This window comes from Labrys sedimenti (genome assembly GCF_034424805.1).
Classification (GTDB): Bacteria; Pseudomonadota; Alphaproteobacteria; order Rhizobiales; family Labraceae; genus Labrys; species Labrys sedimenti.
Genome location: NZ_JAXOUF010000030.1, coordinates 18,999 through 36,296, shown reverse-complemented (window position 1 = coordinate 36,296; position 17,298 = coordinate 18,999). Strand labels below are relative to the sequence as shown.

15 protein-coding genes and 2 pseudogenes are annotated in these 17,298 nt (G+C 59.8%); 13 read left to right on the top strand and 4 right to left on the bottom strand.

Annotated elements, in window-relative coordinates:
- Window positions 1-11: 11 nt before the first annotated feature.
- Complete coding sequence (locus U1R88_RS35770) at window positions 12-176, top strand: hypothetical protein (protein WP_425545520.1); 165 nt, start codon at window positions 12-14, stop codon at window positions 174-176.
- 346 nt (window positions 177-522) lie between these two features.
- On the opposite strand, the gene U1R88_RS35765 is transcribed toward U1R88_RS35770, so the two are convergent.
- Entirely contained in the window at window positions 523-615 is a 93-nt protein-coding gene (locus tag U1R88_RS35765) for a MucR family transcriptional regulator (RefSeq protein ID WP_322435146.1), read from the bottom strand.
- A gap of 389 nt (window positions 616-1,004) precedes the next feature.
- Here U1R88_RS35765 and U1R88_RS33100 point away from each other — a divergent pair, with 389 nt between their 5' ends.
- The 5 genes and pseudogenes from U1R88_RS33100 to U1R88_RS33080 all read left to right on the top strand — a co-directional run bounded on the left by U1R88_RS33100 (window position 1,005) and on the right by U1R88_RS33080 (window position 5,488).
- A complete protein-coding gene (locus U1R88_RS33100) occupies window positions 1,005-1,853 on the top strand; it encodes an ABC transporter substrate-binding protein (protein ID WP_322435145.1) in 849 nt (282 codons plus the stop codon).
- Between the two features lie 105 nt (window positions 1,854-1,958).
- A complete protein-coding gene (locus U1R88_RS33095) occupies window positions 1,959-2,900 on the top strand; it encodes an amino acid ABC transporter permease (protein ID WP_322435144.1) in 942 nt (313 codons plus the stop codon).
- Entirely contained in the window at window positions 2,897-3,700 is an 804-nt protein-coding gene (locus U1R88_RS33090; RefSeq protein ID WP_322435143.1) for an amino acid ABC transporter ATP-binding protein, read from the top strand. The genes U1R88_RS33095 and U1R88_RS33090 overlap by 4 nt, the downstream gene beginning before the upstream one ends.
- 58 nt (window positions 3,701-3,758) lie before the next feature.
- Window positions 3,759-4,997, top strand: a complete 1,239-nt coding sequence (locus tag U1R88_RS33085) for a MalY/PatB family protein (protein WP_322435142.1) — start codon at window positions 3,759-3,761, stop codon at window positions 4,995-4,997.
- 22 nt (window positions 4,998-5,019) lie between these two features.
- Window positions 5,020-5,488 (top strand): annotated as a pseudogene (locus U1R88_RS33080) (RidA family protein).
- Here U1R88_RS33080 and U1R88_RS33075 read toward each other — a convergent pair.
- Window positions 5,485-6,483 (bottom strand): LysR family transcriptional regulator, encoded by a 999-nt coding sequence (locus U1R88_RS33075; protein WP_322435141.1) that lies wholly within the window; start codon window positions 6,481-6,483, stop codon window positions 5,485-5,487. The pseudogene U1R88_RS33080 and the gene U1R88_RS33075 sit on opposite strands and share 4 nt — an antisense overlap.
- An 832-nt stretch (window positions 6,484-7,315) precedes the next feature.
- On the opposite strand from U1R88_RS33075, the gene U1R88_RS33070 reads away from it, so the two are divergent.
- On the top strand, window positions 7,316-9,094 hold the full coding sequence (locus U1R88_RS33070; protein WP_322435140.1) for an ABC transporter ATP-binding protein/permease: 1,779 nt from the start codon (window positions 7,316-7,318) through the stop codon (window positions 9,092-9,094).
- A 172-nt stretch (window positions 9,095-9,266) separates the two neighbouring features.
- Here the strand turns inward: U1R88_RS33070 and U1R88_RS33065 are convergent, their stop codons facing one another.
- Entirely contained in the window at window positions 9,267-9,611 is a 345-nt protein-coding gene (locus U1R88_RS33065; protein WP_322435148.1) for a hypothetical protein, read from the bottom strand.
- On the opposite strand from U1R88_RS33065, the gene U1R88_RS33060 reads away from it, so the two are divergent.
- From U1R88_RS33060 to U1R88_RS33040, 5 genes and pseudogenes are all read left to right on the top strand, one after another.
- Entirely contained in the window at window positions 9,566-9,838 is a 273-nt protein-coding gene (locus tag U1R88_RS33060) for a ChaB family protein (protein ID WP_322435139.1), read from the top strand. The two genes, U1R88_RS33065 and U1R88_RS33060, sit on opposite strands and share 46 nt — an antisense overlap.
- 134 nt (window positions 9,839-9,972) lie before the next feature.
- Entirely contained in the window at window positions 9,973-11,364 is a 1,392-nt protein-coding gene (locus U1R88_RS33055; RefSeq protein ID WP_322435138.1) for a bifunctional enoyl-CoA hydratase/phosphate acetyltransferase, read from the top strand.
- Entirely contained in the window at window positions 11,361-11,651 is a 291-nt protein-coding gene (locus U1R88_RS33050) for a hypothetical protein (protein WP_322435137.1), read from the top strand. The genes U1R88_RS33055 and U1R88_RS33050 overlap by 4 nt, the downstream gene beginning before the upstream one ends.
- 12 nt (window positions 11,652-11,663) lie before the next feature.
- Window positions 11,664-14,289 (top strand): annotated as a pseudogene (gene mgtA, locus U1R88_RS33045) (magnesium-translocating P-type ATPase).
- Between the two features lie 115 nt (window positions 14,290-14,404).
- Window positions 14,405-14,923: a GNAT family N-acetyltransferase gene (locus U1R88_RS33040; protein ID WP_322435136.1), complete on the top strand. Its 519-nt coding sequence runs from the start codon at window positions 14,405-14,407 to the stop codon at window positions 14,921-14,923.
- A gap of 135 nt (window positions 14,924-15,058) precedes the next feature.
- Here the strand turns inward: U1R88_RS33040 and U1R88_RS33035 are convergent, their stop codons facing one another.
- A complete protein-coding gene (locus U1R88_RS33035) occupies window positions 15,059-16,687 on the bottom strand; it encodes an MBL fold metallo-hydrolase (RefSeq protein WP_322435135.1) in 1,629 nt (542 codons plus the stop codon).
- A 352-nt stretch (window positions 16,688-17,039) separates the two neighbouring features.
- Between U1R88_RS33035 and U1R88_RS33030 the strand changes: the two genes are divergently transcribed.
- Window positions 17,040-17,267: a hypothetical protein gene (locus U1R88_RS33030; protein WP_322435134.1), complete on the top strand. Its 228-nt coding sequence runs from the start codon at window positions 17,040-17,042 to the stop codon at window positions 17,265-17,267.
- Window positions 17,268-17,298: the final 31 nt, after the last annotated feature.

Below are 17,298 nucleotides of genomic sequence, written 5' to 3'. Positions count from 1 at the left end.
CGCAATGGCGGCTGCATTACCGCAATGGCGGCCGCAGTGCGGCGGCCCAGGCCAATATCGCCGTGCCTCCGGCCGATGCCGGCGCGCCTGCCCAGGTCGAGGCGATGAGCTCGGCCCTCGACCAGCTCGCCGGGCACATCGCCACCACGCTCGGGCGGTTTTCCGAGCGCAATTAAACTACCCCGCGCAAGCGAAGTTGGTCAAATGATGCAGCCTGTGCACGGCGCTGGATATGCCTCCGATTAAGTCTCCGACGCTATAGTTCGAGGCCTTCGTGGTCCAGCTCCAGGGGAGCACTCCACCCCCCGGTCACTTCTCAGTGGAAATCAACAAGTCGGTGACCTAGCGCTCGTTGAGGCCGTCTATCGCGCCTTTTTCGTTCTGTCCTTGAGTGGGGCGGCTCGGCTTTGGTCTTCTGGCGCAACTGACCGCGGCCGATTTTCCTCGCGGGACGCCAGCGTGGGCTGAATAATTTGGCGCAACCATGGGGCAGCCGCCAGGCAAGCTCCACTTTTCGCAATACTACGCGGGCACCAGATCGTAGGAGGCCCGTAAATGTCGTGTGAGCGACTTGCATTTGCGACTGTCCTCCAAACAGACCAGATGAAAGGACATCGAAGAGCAGGTGTTGAAAGACCTCAGGCTCAGGTCATTTCTCGGAAAACTTCCTCAACGGCATGATGTTCATCGTCCAGTTAGCCTAACCGTGCCTGGAAGCAGTTCTTATCCTGGCCGACAACATCCACTTCTGCACTTGAAATGAATAATCACCGACCGCAGTCGAAGCTCGGACATTTTCCGGGCTGTCTTAACTTTTCCGGTATCGGCTGCGGCAAACATAGTTCAATGGCGGGGATAGATGCCGAATTGATGACCGTTTTCGCCGTTGAGTTTGGGGCCTTGCAAACATGAACTCAATTCATTTGTAAGATACAAACTATTAATTTGAATGATTTTTCTCCCCCGAACATTATCCTGGCGCAACCAAAAACAAGGGGAACTCCATGCATACTTTCATCCGAATTGCACTCAGCGCGGTATCTATCACTGCCGCTGTGTCCAGCGCCGGAGCCGACGAAATCTCGGTCATCAAAGAGGTCAAGGAAACCGGCAAATTAACAATCTCCAGTTCCCTTGGGTACGCTCCGTTCGAGTATATCGACGAACAGGGAAAGGCCGCAGGCCTCGATGTGGAATTGGCCACCGCTGTCGCCGAGCTGCTGAACGCCAAGCTCGACATCGTCACCATACCCTTCGCGTCGCAGATCCCCGGCCTCGCCGCTGGACGCGTCAAGGTCGGCTGGGCCACCTTCTCTGTTACCGAAGAGCGCTTAAAGCAGGTCGACTTCGTGACCTTCATGCAGGCAGGAACCGTCGTCGTGACGACACCGGCAATGAAGGATAAATTTGCTGCTAAAAACAGCCTATGTGGCGCCAGCGTGGCCGTTCAGACCGGTACGGCCGCAGACTTTGCGGCAGACAAACTCGACGCCGACTGCACGGCAGCTAACTTGCCTGCCATCAAGAAGTCGATCTATCCGGAGCAAAAGGATACGATCCAGGCCGTTCTCTCCGGCCGCGCAGAAGCCCGGCTCGATGACTCGACGTCGGCTGGCTACTATGAGGTGACCAGCGGCGGGAAGCTTGTTGTCACCGGCAACAGCTTTTACCCGACCCCGCTCGGCGTCGCGATCGCCAAGGGCGACAAGGCAACCGCGGCTATGCTCGAAGCTTCGTTTCGGAAGCTGATCTCGAACGGAACCTACGAACAGATCTTGAAGAAGTACAATATGACCACCTCGGCCTTGCCCAGGCCGGCGGTCTACACTGACGCCGCCCAGCTCGCGGAGTGACCGGCTCGCCGGCGCGCTCCCCCCCTGGCGTGCCGACCTTCACCGAATAGGAGTGCGCGCATTTCTACGCCGCACTTCAGCCCGTCGAAACGAGCGGAAGAACCCATGAATAAAGCACATCTGACGCCCGTAAAGGCATCAACCATTGATCCTGGGAAACTGACAGTCGTCCCATTGCGCCATCCGTGGCGATGGGCCGCCGTGGTTCTGGTGGTTATCGCCGTCATCATGATGGTGCGATCGGCTATCTCGAATCCGGAATTCCAATGGCCGATCGTGGCGGGCTATCTCTTCAATCCATTGGTCATGAATGGTCTCCTGCAGACCGTCGTCATTACGACCGTGGTTATGGTTCTGGCCGCCATCGGCGGAACTATCGCCGCTTTGATGATGCTGTCGCCAAGCAAGCTCCTTTCGGTGCCTGCCGCCGTCTTCGTCTGGCTGTTCCGAGGAACGCCAGTGCTCGTCCAATTGATCCTCTGGTATAACCTTTCGCTCATCGTCAAGGCATTCAGCCTTTGGCTGCCTGGCTACGGCATGGTGTTTTCAGTTGCCACGAACGATATCATGACGCCATTCTTGTCGGCTGTCGTCGCGCTGTCGCTACATGAGGCTGGATACATGGCCGAGATCATCCGCGGCGGCCTCAAATCGGTCAGTCAAGGACAGGCAGAAGCCGCCGCGTGCCTCGGGATGAAGCCGAGCCTGGCGCTTCGCCGGATCGTGCTGCCGCAAGCGATGCGGATGATTATCCCACCGACCGGCAATGAGACAATCAACCTCCTGAAGACGACTTCACTTGTCAGCATCATTGCGGTCAATGACCTGCTTTACTCCGCGCAAGCAATCTATGCCCGCACTTTCGAGACGATCCCGCTCCTGATCGTCGTCACCTTCTGGTACTTGGTCATCGTCTCGGTGATGTCGATCGGACAATACTATCTCGAACGCCACTTCAGCCGGGACGAATATCGTAACGAGGCAAGCCTCTTCAGCACGCTCTTCGGCAACGCGTTTCGGCTTCGTAGGAAGGAGGTCGCGGCATGAGCCCCCCTCTCACTCACCATGGCCGCTTCGGAGTGGCCCCTACCACGATGGTCCATGCCGCGGGTATTCGCAAATCCTACGGCCATCTTGAAGTCCTGAGGGGCGTTGACCTCACTGTGCCAGCGGGCTCGGTCGCCTGCATCATTGGACCGTCCGGATCGGGCAAGAGCACGTTCCTGCGTTGCATCAATCACCTCGAGGAGATCAATGGCGGGCTCCTGCTCGTCGACGGCGACTTCGTAGGCTACCGGCTGGAGGGTGATAAGCTCCACGAACTTCCACCGGCGGCGATCTGTAGACGCCGGGCCGACATCGGCATGGTGTTCCAGCAGTTCAACCTTTTCCCGCACATGACCGTGCTGGAGAACCTCATCGAGGCTCCAGTGCGGGTGCGGCGCGAGTCCGCCATGAATGCGACGGCCAAGGCGCTGGAGCTGCTCAAACGCGTGGGACTTGCCGAAAAGCGGAATGCTTATCCCAAGCAGCTTTCCGGCGGTCAACAGCAGCGCGTCGCCATCGCTCGGGCGCTCGCCATGAACCCCAAGGTGCTGCTTTTCGACGAGCCGACCTCGGCGCTCGATCCTGAACTCGTCGGCGAAGTTCTCGAGGTCATGAAGGATCTTGCGCGGGAAGGCATCACCATGATCGTGGTGACACACGAGATTGGTTTCGCGCGTGAGGTGGCGGACCAGCTCATCTTCATGGACGGCGGCGTTGTCGTGGAATCGGGCGATCCACGCGAGATGCTCGCCAATCCGAAGTCGGTTCGCACGCGCGAATTTCTGGCGCGGGTCCTTTAGAGACCAACGTTTTTCAACAAGGGCGCCGGCCTCAAACGCTCGCGCCCAAGGATGACGCATGACCAAAATTCACACACAAATGGCAGCTCGATTATCCGCGGGTCCGGAGCATGTCGATTTCGAGTTCGACAGGCCTCTGAGCCGGGCCGGTCTGAGCACCGCCAAATGGGAATACGAGATCGCCCGCAAAGGCGACCCCACGCTCCTTTGCTTTGGAACGGCCGAAATGGACTTTCGATCGGCTCCGCCGATCTGCGCCGCACTTGAGCAAGTCAGCAGGGCCGGGCATTTCGGATATCCTCACAAGCGGACCTCCTACTTCGAGGCCGTCATGGGATATTTCGAACGGCATTTTGATTGGCGGCTTCAGAAGGACTGGGTCGCCAGCGGCGTCAGCATCTATCCATCCATGCAGTTGATCATCGAGGAGCTGACCGCGCTCGGCGATGAGATCCTCTTTCAGACGCCGGTCCATCATATCTTCCAGGAAATAATCTCGGCGAACGGTCGGGTCGCCGTGGAAAACCCATTGATCAAGCGGAATGGCCGCTATGAAATGGACTTCGATGATCTCGCCGCCAAGATTACGGAGAGGACGAGGCTGTTCCTCCTCTGTAGCCCGCACAATCCCGTCGGGCGCGTGTGGGACCGCGGCGAGCTTGACCGGCTGAGCGCTCTTTGCCTTGCACGTGGAATCGTCGTCGTTACGGACGAGGTCTATTGCGGACTGGTGTTCGGCGGCGTGTCGTTCACACCCTTTGCCAGCCTTTCGGCCGCAGCGTCCATGAATTCGATCACATTGGTTTCCGCCAGTAAGTCTTTCAATGTGACCGGGCTCAAGCATTCGCTCGTGATCGCCGAGAATCCGGAGCTTCGCGCCGCTTACATGCACGGACTGCAGCGGACCAACCTCCATTTCGGCGGATGCATGTTCGGTCAGGCAGCTACCGAAGCTGCCTTCCGAGACTGTGACGAATGGTCAGCCGCTCTCGTTCGCTACCTAGAAGACAACTTTGCGTTCATGCAATCTATTCTGGCTGAGAAACTTCCGATCGTGACAGTGACCAAGCCCGAGGCGACCTATTTCGCTTGGCTCGATTTCAGCCGCCTTGGCCTGTCGATCGGCGAGTTGCAGCGTTTCTTCGAGGACGAGGCTCATGTCACCGTCACCTTCGGTGAATATCTCGGCACTGGCGGCGAGGGACATGTCCGCTTCAATCTCGGAACGTCGAAATCGCTAATTGAAGAAGGGCTTGAGCGCATTGTGAAGGCGTATGAGCGGCGTACGGCTTCTTGAGCAATCCATGAAGAACAATCACATGACATCTTCCTTTGAAGCGCGCATTTCCCAACTTGGCATAGTACTCCCGGTGCCGCCCAAGTCCGCGGCGAATTATGTCTCAACCCCGCCAAATTGGAAATCTTCTCTATGTTTCTGGACAGCTCTGCCTTGATACTGATGGCAAGCTCGTTGCAAAGGGACTGATTGGTTTGGATGTGTCCGTGGAGGACGGTGCACGTGCTGCGAGGGTGGCTGCGATCAATGCCATCGCCCAGGCCCGGGCCGCGCTCGGCAACTTAGACCGGATCAGGCAGATCATTCGCCTTGCCGGCTTCATCGCCGCGCCGGCCACTTTCGCCGAACATGCCCGCGTCATGAACGGCGCGTCTGATCTTATGGTCCAGGTGTTCGGCGAACAGGGCCGTCATACCCGCAGCACGATCGGCGTTGCGTCACTTCCGCTCCAGGCGGCCATAGAAGTCGAAGCCCTGATCGAGCTCCTCTAGTTCCCTGCGTCAAAACGGTTCGAAGCCAGACTGAGACGCCGATAGACCGCTTCCTTGTGCTGACGCTGAGCATCGACCACTGATTTGATGAGGCCTCGGAACCACTTATGCCCCGGATCTTCTTCCATACTCCGCTCGAAGATGAGTGAATGCGTCACATCAGGTAGCGGGATCGGCGATGAAACGATCCGGGTTTCGCTCTCTTCCGAAAGTGCGGGAAGCATTCCGTCGCCGAACACGGTGATCAGCTGGGTTCCCTTGATGATCCAGGGCGCGACCAAATAGTGGGGAATGGTGGCGACTACATGACGCGCGAGTCCCATACTCTTAAGCGCGATGTCGGCGACACCGGTCGCCGTCCCATCCGCCGAAATCTGGAGATGGGGCGAGTCAAGATAATCTTGGAGGGTGAAATCGTCGAGGAGCGGATTGCCCCGCCAGCCCGCGCAGACCATCCTGTCTCTAGAAAGCTCGATCACGCTCAATGCCCCTTCCTGCAATGTCGTATTGCCGAGAATGACGTATTCCACTTCCCGGTTCTTCAGCATTGAAGGGACGTCGGCCACTCGAGCATGCAGAACGTTCAAAGTCGCATTAGGTGCTTGACTTGAGAAGGCTTGGAATAATCCAGGCAGGAAGGTGATCGCCGTGGAGTCGGAAACTCCGACGCGGAAGTTTCTGCACGTCTCCGCTGGTTCAAAGTTGAGGTGCCTATCGACCACCGACCGGATATCAGCCAATGCGCGCGAGATGACGGTTGCCAACTCCTTTGCGCGAGGCGTCGGCTCCATCGATCCAGAATCTCTTGAAAACAGATCATCCTTAAAAATCTCACGCAATCTTCCGAGTGAATGGCTAATCGCCGACTGGGTTCGTCCCAGTCTCATCGCCGCCCGCGTAACACTTCGTTCCTGCATGAGCATGTCGAAGGCCCGCAACAGGTTTAGATCGATCTGATTAAGCGAGAATTCGCTACGAGATTGAGGCACTGTCATGTTGAAAGCCTACAATCAGTTTCATTCATAATCCATGCAATTGAAATGCGCCTTGTCGATACTAGGCAGACGGAGCGTCGGCCGGCACAGTGCTCATCTTGCTGTTCCTCCCGGCGCTCTACGCCGGGTTCCGTATCAAGCCGCCTGTAGATGACGTCCATCGAGGGAACCGCGAGACGAGCATCCCGTCATGGCGTCGGCAATGGCAGCCGAATAGGGCACGGTCTGGGAGCGGCCAAACGAGGATGCCATCGACTGTCTTATCGATTGGGAGCGAGATTGCCGAGTTGGGCTGGGCGGTGAAGAAACGGTGCGGACTGCCCCCAGACGCAGTTCTCCGCTATGATTCATTTTCGCCCATGGGTACAAACGCAAAAACCGTCCAGGTGATCAAACCTGGACGGTAATCGATTTATGACAGAATTGGTTGCGGGGGGCCGCAACCAAGGCGTACGCCATTGTACGCTACACTGCTCGAAACCACGATTTCACACGACGGATTACAACATGTGCGGCAAGTCGACTGCATTCCGCTCCAAGAATTCTTGCTTTTGTTGATTGAAACGCTGCACAGGCTCAGGTGGTTAGCCAGATACTTGCGCTCCCATTACCGGCAGCGCAGAGCACTCGGAGTGATGGCCTTCGACATGGTGCACTTCCCAGAAGTGAAGACAGCTCCAGACGGAGAACCGCTATCTGAAGAGTTTGCAACATGGTCGTCGCGACAGCCACCTTCCTTGAGCAAGATCAAGGGGCACCCCGCAAAAATCGTGTTCCCATGAGCGGAACAGTGTGAACGGACGATTTCCTGGCTGTCCTGGAGGTGTTGCCCATGGCCGTCGCAACCGGCGAAGCCGCCCTCAAGCCTGTCGACGACGCGCAGGCAGCCTTGATGCCCGAGCTTGGCGTGATGCTGCGTGCATTCTGGGTATCACCGATCCGAACAAACTTTGCCGCACTGACTTTCGCGATTGTGGTGGTCATCGCCCTGACCACCTATGGCCAGATCAAGCTCAACGAGTGGAACCAGCCCTTCTATGATGCCCTGGCGCGAAAGGATTGGCAGGAATTCATCAATCAACTCTTCCGCTTTGCGCAAATTGCCATCGCTCTGCTTGTGATGAACGTTGCGCAAGCCTGGTTAAATCAATCGATAAAAATCAAGCTGCGCGAGGGCCTTGTTCACGACCTTGTCGAGCAATGGATGAAACCGGGACGAGCTTTTCGGCTCTCCACGCGCCCGATCGGGATTAATCCCGACCAGCGCATGCATGAGGATGCACGCCACCTGACGGAACTCTCGACAGACCTGGGCATCGGCTTGCTGCAAGCCTCGGTGCTGCTTTTCAGCTTCGTCAGCATCCTGTGGGCGTTGTCGAACGGCTTTGTCTTTCACCTGGGCGCGACCACCTTGACCGTGCCCGGTTACCTGGTATGGGCGGCAGTTTTCTATGCTGGCTCGGCCTCCCTGCTAAGCTATCTGGTAGGCCGGCCGCTGGTCGGCCTGAATGCCGAACGCTATAGCCGAGAGGCGGATCTGCGCTATGGACTGATGCGTGTCAGCGAGCACATCGATGCGATCACCCTGGCGAATGGCGAGCCCGACGAGAGACGCCGGATAACGATCGATCTGGCCAAGGTCCTGGCCGCTATGAGACGGCTGGCATGGGGCCAGACGAGGCTCACCTGGATCACATCGGGTTATGGCTGGACTGCACTGGTAGCTCCGGTTGGGGTGGCAGCACCCGCGTATTTTTCCGGCTCCCTGTCATTCGGTGGGCTGATGGTGACAGTCGGCGCGTTCAACCAGGTCCAATCCTCGCTACGCTGGTTTGTCGACAATTTCAGCGTGATCGCGGATTGGCGTGCAACATTACTGCGGGTCTCAACCTTTCGACGAGCAGCGGTACGGGACGATACGGAGCGAGATGGCGTCGATCAGATTCAACTGACCGAAGGCGAACCGGGACATTACCGCCTGGATCGCCTTTGCGTCTTCGTTCCCGACGGAAGCACGCGGCTGCGGGAGGAAAGCACCACCGTCGAGGCTGGCGAGAAGGTGGCGATTGTCGGAGAGCGGCGCAGCGGCAAGACCCTGCTCTTCCGCGCCCTGGCAGGGCTCTGGTCATGGGGATCGGGCAGGATCGTACGCCCGAAAGGAGAGGCGATCACGTACATGCCTCGTACCCCCTACCTTCCTCCGGGGAATTTGCGCGAGGCCCTCGCCTACCCCGTTCCGGCCGAATCTTTTGAGACGAGGTCTTATGAAACGGCTCTCGACAGGGTCGGTCTGAAGGGGCTTGCGGCCGCGCTTGACGAACCGGGGCGCTGGGATCGCCAGCTCAATGAAGACGAACAGCAGGCACTCGCTTTTGCGCGCCTCATCCTGCACAGGCCGGCCTGGATCGTCATGGACGAAGTGCTCGACTCCGTGACGGGAGAAACACATCGGCGCTTCCTGCAAATCCTTCACGAAGACCTGAAACAGAGCGGTGTCATCCACATCGGCCGCAGCGAAGGGCACGACCATCTGTTCGAGAGAGTCCTCCATCTCGTACCAGCCAAGCGAACAGCCGAACAATCCGGGGAGCGACACACCACACAGGCTTGAACTGCCTACTCAGAGGCAAGCGAATGCCAAGGCCGCGCGGCCGGAGACATTCATTTGCGATAGATCAACGCCATTCTTTCCGATGGCCCTAAAGTGCAGAGAGGATCTTTAGGGAGAGGAACGTGACAACGGCCGTTGAGAACATCCAGGCCGGCATGGCTGCGCATCCCTGCTACGCTCCCGCAGCGTCCAGTTGCGGAATGTCCTGCGCCAGCAAGGTACCATCATCGCCAATAGGCTCGACACGGGCGGCTTCGCGCACCCAGGTCAACCGGATGCTGCGTTCGACAGAGCTGCCGCTCAAGGCCAGGAGGCCAATATGATCGAGGCCCTCGTTGACCAATTTACCAATGATCTCAAAATGCTGGCATGGCTGGCGATGCTCCTGCTCGGAGTGTGTCTCACCGTCCTTGTTGCCTACAAGGCTTCGCGACGGCGGTAAAGCGCTCTCCTGATCGACAGGAATGAACGATGCCCTATCCGACAATCGACGATCTGCCACCGATATTACGTGCAAGGCTGCCTCATCACGCGCAAGAAATCTATCGCGCGGCTTTCAACCATGCCTGGGACGGCTACGGTCGGTGCAACTCGCGCCGCCGTGAGGAAATAGCCCACCGCGTCGCCTGGGCAGCGGTAAAAACCAAATATCATAAGGGAAGGCGATCACTGGGTCTCACTAGCCGCGCCAGCACCGGTGCCCCGGCATGCGGCGCCTCCTTGATCCGTATCAAGGCCCCCTGAGGAGGCTCAATTAGAGTCGTCCTGCCGGTCGCGTGAGCTCAATCCTGGCGCGACCGCTCGGCCAGGTTCATCGGCAGGTTCCGGGCCCTCGACGATGTGCCTGGAACCCATGTGCTGCAACCATGAACGAGATCATGTCCACGCCTCTCCTGGTCAACTACCTCTTCGATGAATTGGCAATCGGGAACTCCGCCAGCCTCACGCGAACCGTCAACGATGACGATATCAGGCTTCTTGCCATGGCATCGGGCCACCGCAGTCCAGGCGATCTCGATCCCGGCATTGCGGCGGGCGATGCCCGTGGTCCCACCGTCATTCACGGCATGTGGGCAGCCAGCCTGATCTCGGCAGTGCTGGATACGCAATTGCCCGGACCCGGCACGACCTATCGCAGCCAGACGCTCGAATTCCTTCGCCCGGTATCGGCGGGAGACGCGATAACGGCCACCCTAACCGTCCAGGTGAAAAACCCCGCGGACCGCTCCGTCACCTTCGAAACGCGCTGCCTCGACCAGACAGGCAGCGAAGTGCTCGCCGGCACCACCGTCGTCATCGCACCCTCGGGAAGACTGGCACGTCGATCCGCGCTGCCCCCGAAGATATCGTTCCAGTGTCGGCGCCGGTTCGCCCCCTTCCTGCGCGAAGCACGCGCCTTGCCGCCGCTCACCACGGCAGTGGTCCATCCCTGCCAGCCGGAGGCTATCCAGGCCGCACTCGAAGCACGCGCCGAAGGCCTGATCGAACCCATCCTGGTTGGCCCTGACGCCAAGATCCGGGCCGTGGCCGAGCAGGCTGGCCTGAGCCTGGAGGGCATACGCATCGAGGCCACCGAACACAGCCACGCCGCTGCGGAGCGAGCGGTCGCCCTTGCCGCCAGCGGGCATGCCGCAGCCTTGATGAAGGGTAGCCTCCATACCGACGAATTGCTGGCGGCCGTGATCGCTCCCCAATCCGGCCTGCGTACGCAGAGACGCATCAGCCATGTCTATGTCCTGGACATACCGGCCTATGCCAGGCTGGTGGTGGTCACCGACGCGGCCATCAACATCGCCCCTACCCTCGATCACAAGCGCGATATCTGCCAGAATGCCATCGATCTGCTGCATGTGCTCGGCATCGCCGAACCGAAGGTGGCCGTTCTCGCGGCGGTTGAAACGGTGAATGCCGCCATGCCCGCGACGCTCGACGCAGCGGCACTCAGCATCATGGCGGCGCGGGGACAGATCACTGGTGCCAAGGTCGACGGCCCGCTGGCCTTCGACAACGCTGTCGATCTCGCTGCCGCCCGCATGAAGGGCATCGTCTCCCCTGTCGCGGGGCAGGCGGACATTCTGGTCGCGCCCGACCTCGAAGCGGGGAACATGCTGGCCAAGCAGTTCATCTACCTCGGAGGAGCCGACGCTGCAGGCCTCGTTCTCGGCGCCCGCGTTCCCATCATTCTCACCAGCAGATCCGACTCGGTCGACGTCCGCCTCGCCTCGATCGCACTCGCCAAGCTGGCGGCCAAGGGAAGGTCCCCTCGATGACCGACGTGCTTCTCACCAGCAATCCTGGCTTTTCCACCAGCAGGTCGAGCTTCCAAAGACAGGATCCGGCCGGCCTCGGCTTCGAAATCGAGGCCGACGACGAGAAGGCACGCAGGATCAGCACCGACACCGGCGAAACATGCGCGCCGATGATGGCGACCAATGAGGAACAGGCCATGGCAGACGAGGCCCCGACACTTCTGATCCGCGCGGAGCAAGCGATCTCTTCCGGCTTCCCGACACGGGAACCCGCAATCGGACCCGTCGCTGGAACGCCTACTTCCTGACGGGGCGGCACTATGGCATCAACAGCATCACCCGAGCATTCGCACCCCCAGTATTCGCAAGGCGAAACAGCTGCGTTCTGGATGCACTCCCCGGACGACTGGTTCAGGACGCTGGACTGCGGCGAAAACGGCCTGGCTTCGAGCGAGGCAGAAAAAAGGCTGGCGAGGTTCGGCCTCAACGCCGATCGGAACGGCCGGCACGAGACAATGCTGCATGCCATCCTGCGCCGTCTGCTGGAACCGCTTTCGCTCATTCTCTTTGGTGCCGGTCTCGTCTCCATCACGACCGGCGACGCCATTGGCGGGGCCATCATCGTCACAATCCTGGCAATCTCCATCGGGCTGGATACGTTCCAGGAGGGGCACGCGACGCGGGCAGCCGAAGCCCTCCGCCGCTCGGTCGCCCTCAAGGCCGAGGTCAAGCGCGACGGCATCTTCAAGCAGGTTGCCGTCGAGAGGGTCGTGCCCGGCGATATCGTGCGCATACGCGCCGGCGACGTCATTCCAGCCGACGCTCTGGTCGTGGAAAGTACCGCCTTTACCGCGGCCGAGGCAGCGCTGACCGGGGAACCCTATCCGGTTGAGAAGTCCCCGGGTACGGTGAGTTCAGCCAATCCGGCCGATGCCTCGAACGCAGTGTTTCGTGGTGCCGTCGCGCAAACGGGCGAGGCGATGGCACTGGTGGTCACGACTGGTAGAGCAACCATCTTCGGCGCTGCCGCCAGCATGCTAGGGGAAGCGAGCGCCCCCTCTCCCTTCCAGCGTGACCTGCGCGAATTCGGCCTGGTGATCGCTCGCTTGACCTTGGCCCTGGTTGTGCTTGTTCTGGCCGCCCGTGTGATGTTCGGCCGGCCGCCGCTCGATTCTCTTCTGTTTGCCGTCGCACTCGCCGTCGGGCTCACCCCCGAATTGCTGCCAATGATCACCACGGTAACACTCTCGCGCGGAGCGATCCGCATGGCGCGCCGCAAGGTCATCGTCAAGCGACTAGCAGCCATTCACGATCTCGGGGCCATGACCGTCCTGTGCACCGACAAGACCGGCACATTGACCTCTGCCCTGATCACGCTTGCCAAGAGCATCGACGTCCATGGCTTGCAGACGGGGCGCCCAGCCGGTCTGGCGGCAGTTGCGGCCGATCCGGGGAGGCGACCGAGGATCCCTCGATGCCGCCTTGATCGCGGCCGAACAAGAGCCCTCGCATTCCTGGACTCTCATAGGGCGTCGCCCGTTCGATTATACGCGCAGGCTGGGTTCGGTCCTTGCAAAAGGGCCGGATGGCCCAATGCTCATCGTCAAAGGCGCACCGGAGGCTGTCCTTGGCTTGTGCTCGCATGTGAAAGACGGCGCACAAATCCTGCCCTTGACGGCGGAAGGACGGGCAAAGGCGTTGGAAATCCTTCATGGCATGGCGCAGGAGGGTCTGCGTAGCATCGCCGTAGCCGCGCGTCCCTGGCCGGAGCAAAGGCAGGAAGTCACCGAAAAGGACGAACAATGTCTGACCCTGGAGGGATTTTGTGCATTTGCCGATCCTCCCAAGCCGACCGCCGGCCCCGCCATCGCCCATCTCGCGAAGATCGGTGTGCGCCTCAAGATCCTTTCCGGGGATGATCCGCTCGTCGTGCGAAGATTGGCCGGATTGGTCGGTCTCGAGGGGCAGATAGTTCTATCCGGGAGCGATATTGCCAAACTCGACGACCAGGCTCTGGCGGTGCAGGTGCGGTCGGTGGATGCCTTTGCAAGACTGACGCCCGATCAAAAATCTCGTATCATCAAGGCGTTGCAACAATCGAAGGCGATCGTCGGCTATCTCGGCGACGGCATAAACGATGCGCCCGCCCTGAAAGTCGCCGATATCGGCCTGTCGGTCGAGGGAGCCACCGGGGTCGCCCAGGCTGCCGCGGACATGATCCTGCTGGCTTCCGATCTCGAGGTCGTCGCCGCCGGCGTGGAAGAGGGGCGACGAACATTTGCGAACATCCTCAAATATGTCCGCATGGGTGCCAGTTCGAATTTCGGCAACATGCTCTCCATGGCGCTGGCATCCATTTTGCTCCCTTTCCTGCCCATGTTGCCGACCCAAATTCTGTTGAACAACCTACTTTATGACCTGTCGGAAATCGGCATTCCCTTCGACCAGGTCCGCCGCGAGGCAATCGCCGAGCCTCAGGTCTGGGACATGGGCGGATTGCTGCGTTTTGCCGCCCTCATGGGTCCCCTGTCCTCCCTGTTCGATTTTCTCACCTTTGCTGTCTTGCTGGCGATCTTCCACGCCACCCCCGACGAGTTCCGAACCACATGGTTCCTGGAATCGATGGCCACGCAGATCTTGGTGATCTTCCTGATCCGTACCGCCGGACGCCCCTGGCGCAATCGGCCAAGTCCGATGCTGGCGGCTTCGTCCCTGTTTGCCCTGCTGGTCGCGCTCGTCGTGCCCTTCACACCACTCGGCCCGTGGTTCGGCTTCGTCGCACCACCCCCAGGTCTGCTTCTGGCCACGGCCGGCATCGTCATCCTCTATCTTGTTTGTGTCGAGCTGCTGAAGCCCCTGGCCATCCGCAGACCATCGAAACCTGCCAGCCGCGTCGGACCCATGCCAATCGCTGCAAGCAATGCGCAACGGTCCTCTCCTAGATGAGCCAGCCGGATTTCAGCTCGAATCCGCCAGGGGATTTGATCCCCCTCAAGGACAGAGGAAGCGAGACTTGAGAAAAGAACGGCGGACAATGCAGTTGTCGCCAGGGAGGCCCGACATGAACGACCCCATCAAGGAACTGAAAACGCGGACGGGACTTGCAATCCGGATCAGGCCTGTCACGCCCGGCGACGCCACCGTCCTGAGCGACTTGTTTCATCATCTGCGCAAGGAGGATCTACGGTTCCGCTTCCTCTCAGCCATCAGCGAGGTGGGCTCGGAATGGATAAGCAAGATGGCAAATGCCGATCACGACCGCGTCGAGACCTTTCTTGCCTTCGATCAGGCCAGCAATATGGCAGTCGCCACCGCCATGCTGGTCCGCAGCGACGACGGTCAGCGCGGCGAGGTCGCCATCAGCGTCCACGGCGACTACCGAAACCGGGGAATTGGCTGGGAACTGCTGAGCTTCGTGGCCGAGCAGGCGCGACGGCGCGGCATGCGCCGGATCGAGTCCCTCGAGAGCCGAGCCAACTACGACGCCATTGAACTGGAGCGCAACATGGGCTTTAGCGTCGCACCGGTGCCAGGCGATTCCACGTTGGCCCTGGTCTCCATGGACCTTGGAACGACTTGAACCGCCGGATGCGGAAACGGTCGAGAATGCTCCTAGAGCAAAGTGCGATTTCCCGGAATCGCACTTTGCTCTCTAACTCTTTGTTTTGACGTGTTTTCTTAATCGAGAAGTCAATCAACTTTTCTGGAAAACGCTCTATGAGGGGGCGTCCTCCTTTGCCAATGCCTTGCGCAAGCGTCGGATGATCACGCGCCTGGCACGTTCGTCCGCAGCCTGTGCCGTGGTCTGGCTGATGTCCAACAAAAGCTCGGACAATTCGTTGTTCCAGTCGAGCCGCCCGGAATTCTCAGGCGCAATGCGTGGCGGATGCGGTCGGTCGAGGCGTTGCCCAATTCCGCCATCCAGCAAGAAGACCTCGTCGATCGATGGCACCAATACGGGCAACCCGGGCTGGGCACCCGCCAGGCTGTTCTTGAAGGCGGCGATGGCCTCGCGCTCGCCATGGATCAGAAAGACGTTGCCCGCGACAGGCAGCCGCGCCTGCAGCCATGACAGCAGTTCTCCTGCATCGGCATGGCCGGAATACAGATCGATGGATCGGATGCGGGCGCGGATCTCCACCTCCTCGCCCATCAGTCGCACGCGGGAGGTGCCGTCGAGAAGGAGACGACCGAGTGTGCCCTGGGCCTGGTAACCCACGAGCAAAACCGTCGCCTCCTCCCGCCACAGCCAATTGCGAAGATGGTGACGGATGCGTCCCGCCTCGCACATGCCGCTGGCGGCAATGACGATGTGGAAGTTACGGAAGCGGGAAATGGCCTTGCTCTGCTCCACGCTCTCGGTGAAATGAACATTAGGGGCCTGCAAGGCCGAGGTCAGAGCCTCGCCGCTGGGCATCTGGTCGACATATTTCGCGAATACGCCGCTGGCCGCGGTCGCAAGGGGAGAATCGATGAAGATCGGCGCCCTCGGCAATTCATTCGCATTCATCAGGCTGACCAGATCGACCAGCAGTTCCTGCGTTCGTTCGACGGCAAAAGACGGGATCAGCAAGGCCCCGTTCGAGCGCGCGGCCTCCTTGACCTCGCGGCTCAGCAGGTGCCGTCGTTTTTCGGTCGAGGCATCGGCTCGATCCGTATCACCATAGGTCGACTCGCAGACGACATAGTCGCAACCTGCAGGAGCTTCGGCATCGGCCTGCAACAATTTATGGCCGGGCCCGAGGTCACCGGAAAACAGCAGTCTCGTGATCTTGCCGGCCTCGTCCGTGATCTCGACCTCGATCGAAGCCGAGCCGAGTAAATGGCCTGCGTTCCAGAAGCGAGCCCTGATCCCGTTGGCGATGCGAAGCCAGATCTTGAAGGCGGCAGGCCTGAAGAGAGCCAGCGTGGCAGTGGCATCCTCCACGGTGTAGATCGGCGTGACGGTCGGCAGGCCACGACGCCGGTTGCGCATGTTGAGTTGCTGGACCTCCGCCTCCTGGATATGGCCCGAATCCGGCAGCATGACCGAGCACAGGTCAAACGTGGCCGCCGTCGCGAAGATCGGTCCGGTAAAGCCCTCGCGCATGAGCTTGGGCAGCAGGCCGCTATGATCGATGTGAGCATGGGTCAAAAGAACCGCACCGATGCTGCGGGCATCGAAGGGAAACGGGCGGTAATTGAGTTCCTTCTCAGTCTTGGATCCCTGGAACAAACCGCAATCGACCAGAACCTTGGCCTTGGGCGTTTCGATCAGAAAGCACGATCCGGTTACAGTCTGTGTGGCGCCGAAAAAGCTGAGGCGGGGAAAACTCTTGGGACCCGAGGAGGGAGCCTCCGACATGTCGCTATTGCCCTGTTTTTCAAATACCCGAAGAACGTAGACCCCCATCGGAACACGGGTCTTGCGGTAGATCAAAGCAACCCGGACTGACCAAAGCCGGGCGGCCGCCTTTATCTCGACACGCCGCCTCCGTGTTGCCTGGCAAGGGCTACACGCCGGAATCGCGCAGAACGGCGCACAGCCTTGACGCAGATCAACGTCGGTTTCGTCGAAGGCATCCATAGTGAACGAAACCAGAGGTCATCCCTGTGCCCCCGGCGTAGGAGACCTGTCGAAATCGGTAGGCTTGATGTCGTCATCCTTCTTCCCTTGACGCAACAGAGGCCTGAACAGGCATTTCCGGAGAGCGCGCGTGAGTGGCGGTTTGATCGAAGTGACGTCCAACGGGGAGCGATACGCCATAAACCCCAATCAGGTGAAATATATCAGCCTCGACGGTGACGGAACGTCCTATGTGTCATTTGGAGAACGGCACGGCCTGACGCTCAGCATCCCCTACGACGAACTGATCGCGCGACTGAATGACTGGATGCGACGGGAACCCGACATCGTGCCGATCGGATTGCCAGCGGCGGAATGAGCCGGGCGATTGCATGGCGGCCATCCGAGAG

Coding starts and splice junctions, on each gene's coding strand:
- U1R88_RS33085 (WP_322435142.1), top strand. CDS start 3,759: ATGACCAAAATTCACACACAAATGGCAGCTCGATTATCCGCGGGTCCG.
- U1R88_RS33060 (WP_322435139.1), top strand. CDS start 9,566: ATGCCCTATCCGACAATCGACGATCTGCCACCGATATTACGTGCAAGG.
- U1R88_RS35765 (WP_322435146.1), bottom strand. CDS start 615: ATGTCCTTTCATCTGGTCTGTTTGGAGGACAGTCGCAAATGCAAGTCG.
- U1R88_RS33040 (WP_322435136.1), top strand. CDS start 14,405: ATGAACGACCCCATCAAGGAACTGAAAACGCGGACGGGACTTGCAATC.
- U1R88_RS33075 (WP_322435141.1), bottom strand. CDS start 6,483: ATGACAGTGCCTCAATCTCGTAGCGAATTCTCGCTTAATCAGATCGAT.
- U1R88_RS33050 (WP_322435137.1), top strand. CDS start 11,361: ATGACCGACGTGCTTCTCACCAGCAATCCTGGCTTTTCCACCAGCAGG.
- U1R88_RS33035 (WP_322435135.1), bottom strand. CDS start 16,687: ATGTCGGAGGCTCCCTCCTCGGGTCCCAAGAGTTTTCCCCGCCTCAGC.
- U1R88_RS33095 (WP_322435144.1), top strand. CDS start 1,959: ATGAATAAAGCACATCTGACGCCCGTAAAGGCATCAACCATTGATCCT.
- U1R88_RS33070 (WP_322435140.1), top strand. CDS start 7,316: ATGGCCGTCGCAACCGGCGAAGCCGCCCTCAAGCCTGTCGACGACGCG.
- U1R88_RS33100 (WP_322435145.1), top strand. CDS start 1,005: ATGCATACTTTCATCCGAATTGCACTCAGCGCGGTATCTATCACTGCC.
- U1R88_RS33055 (WP_322435138.1), top strand. CDS start 9,973: ATGTCCACGCCTCTCCTGGTCAACTACCTCTTCGATGAATTGGCAATC.
- U1R88_RS33090 (WP_322435143.1), top strand. CDS start 2,897: ATGAGCCCCCCTCTCACTCACCATGGCCGCTTCGGAGTGGCCCCTACC.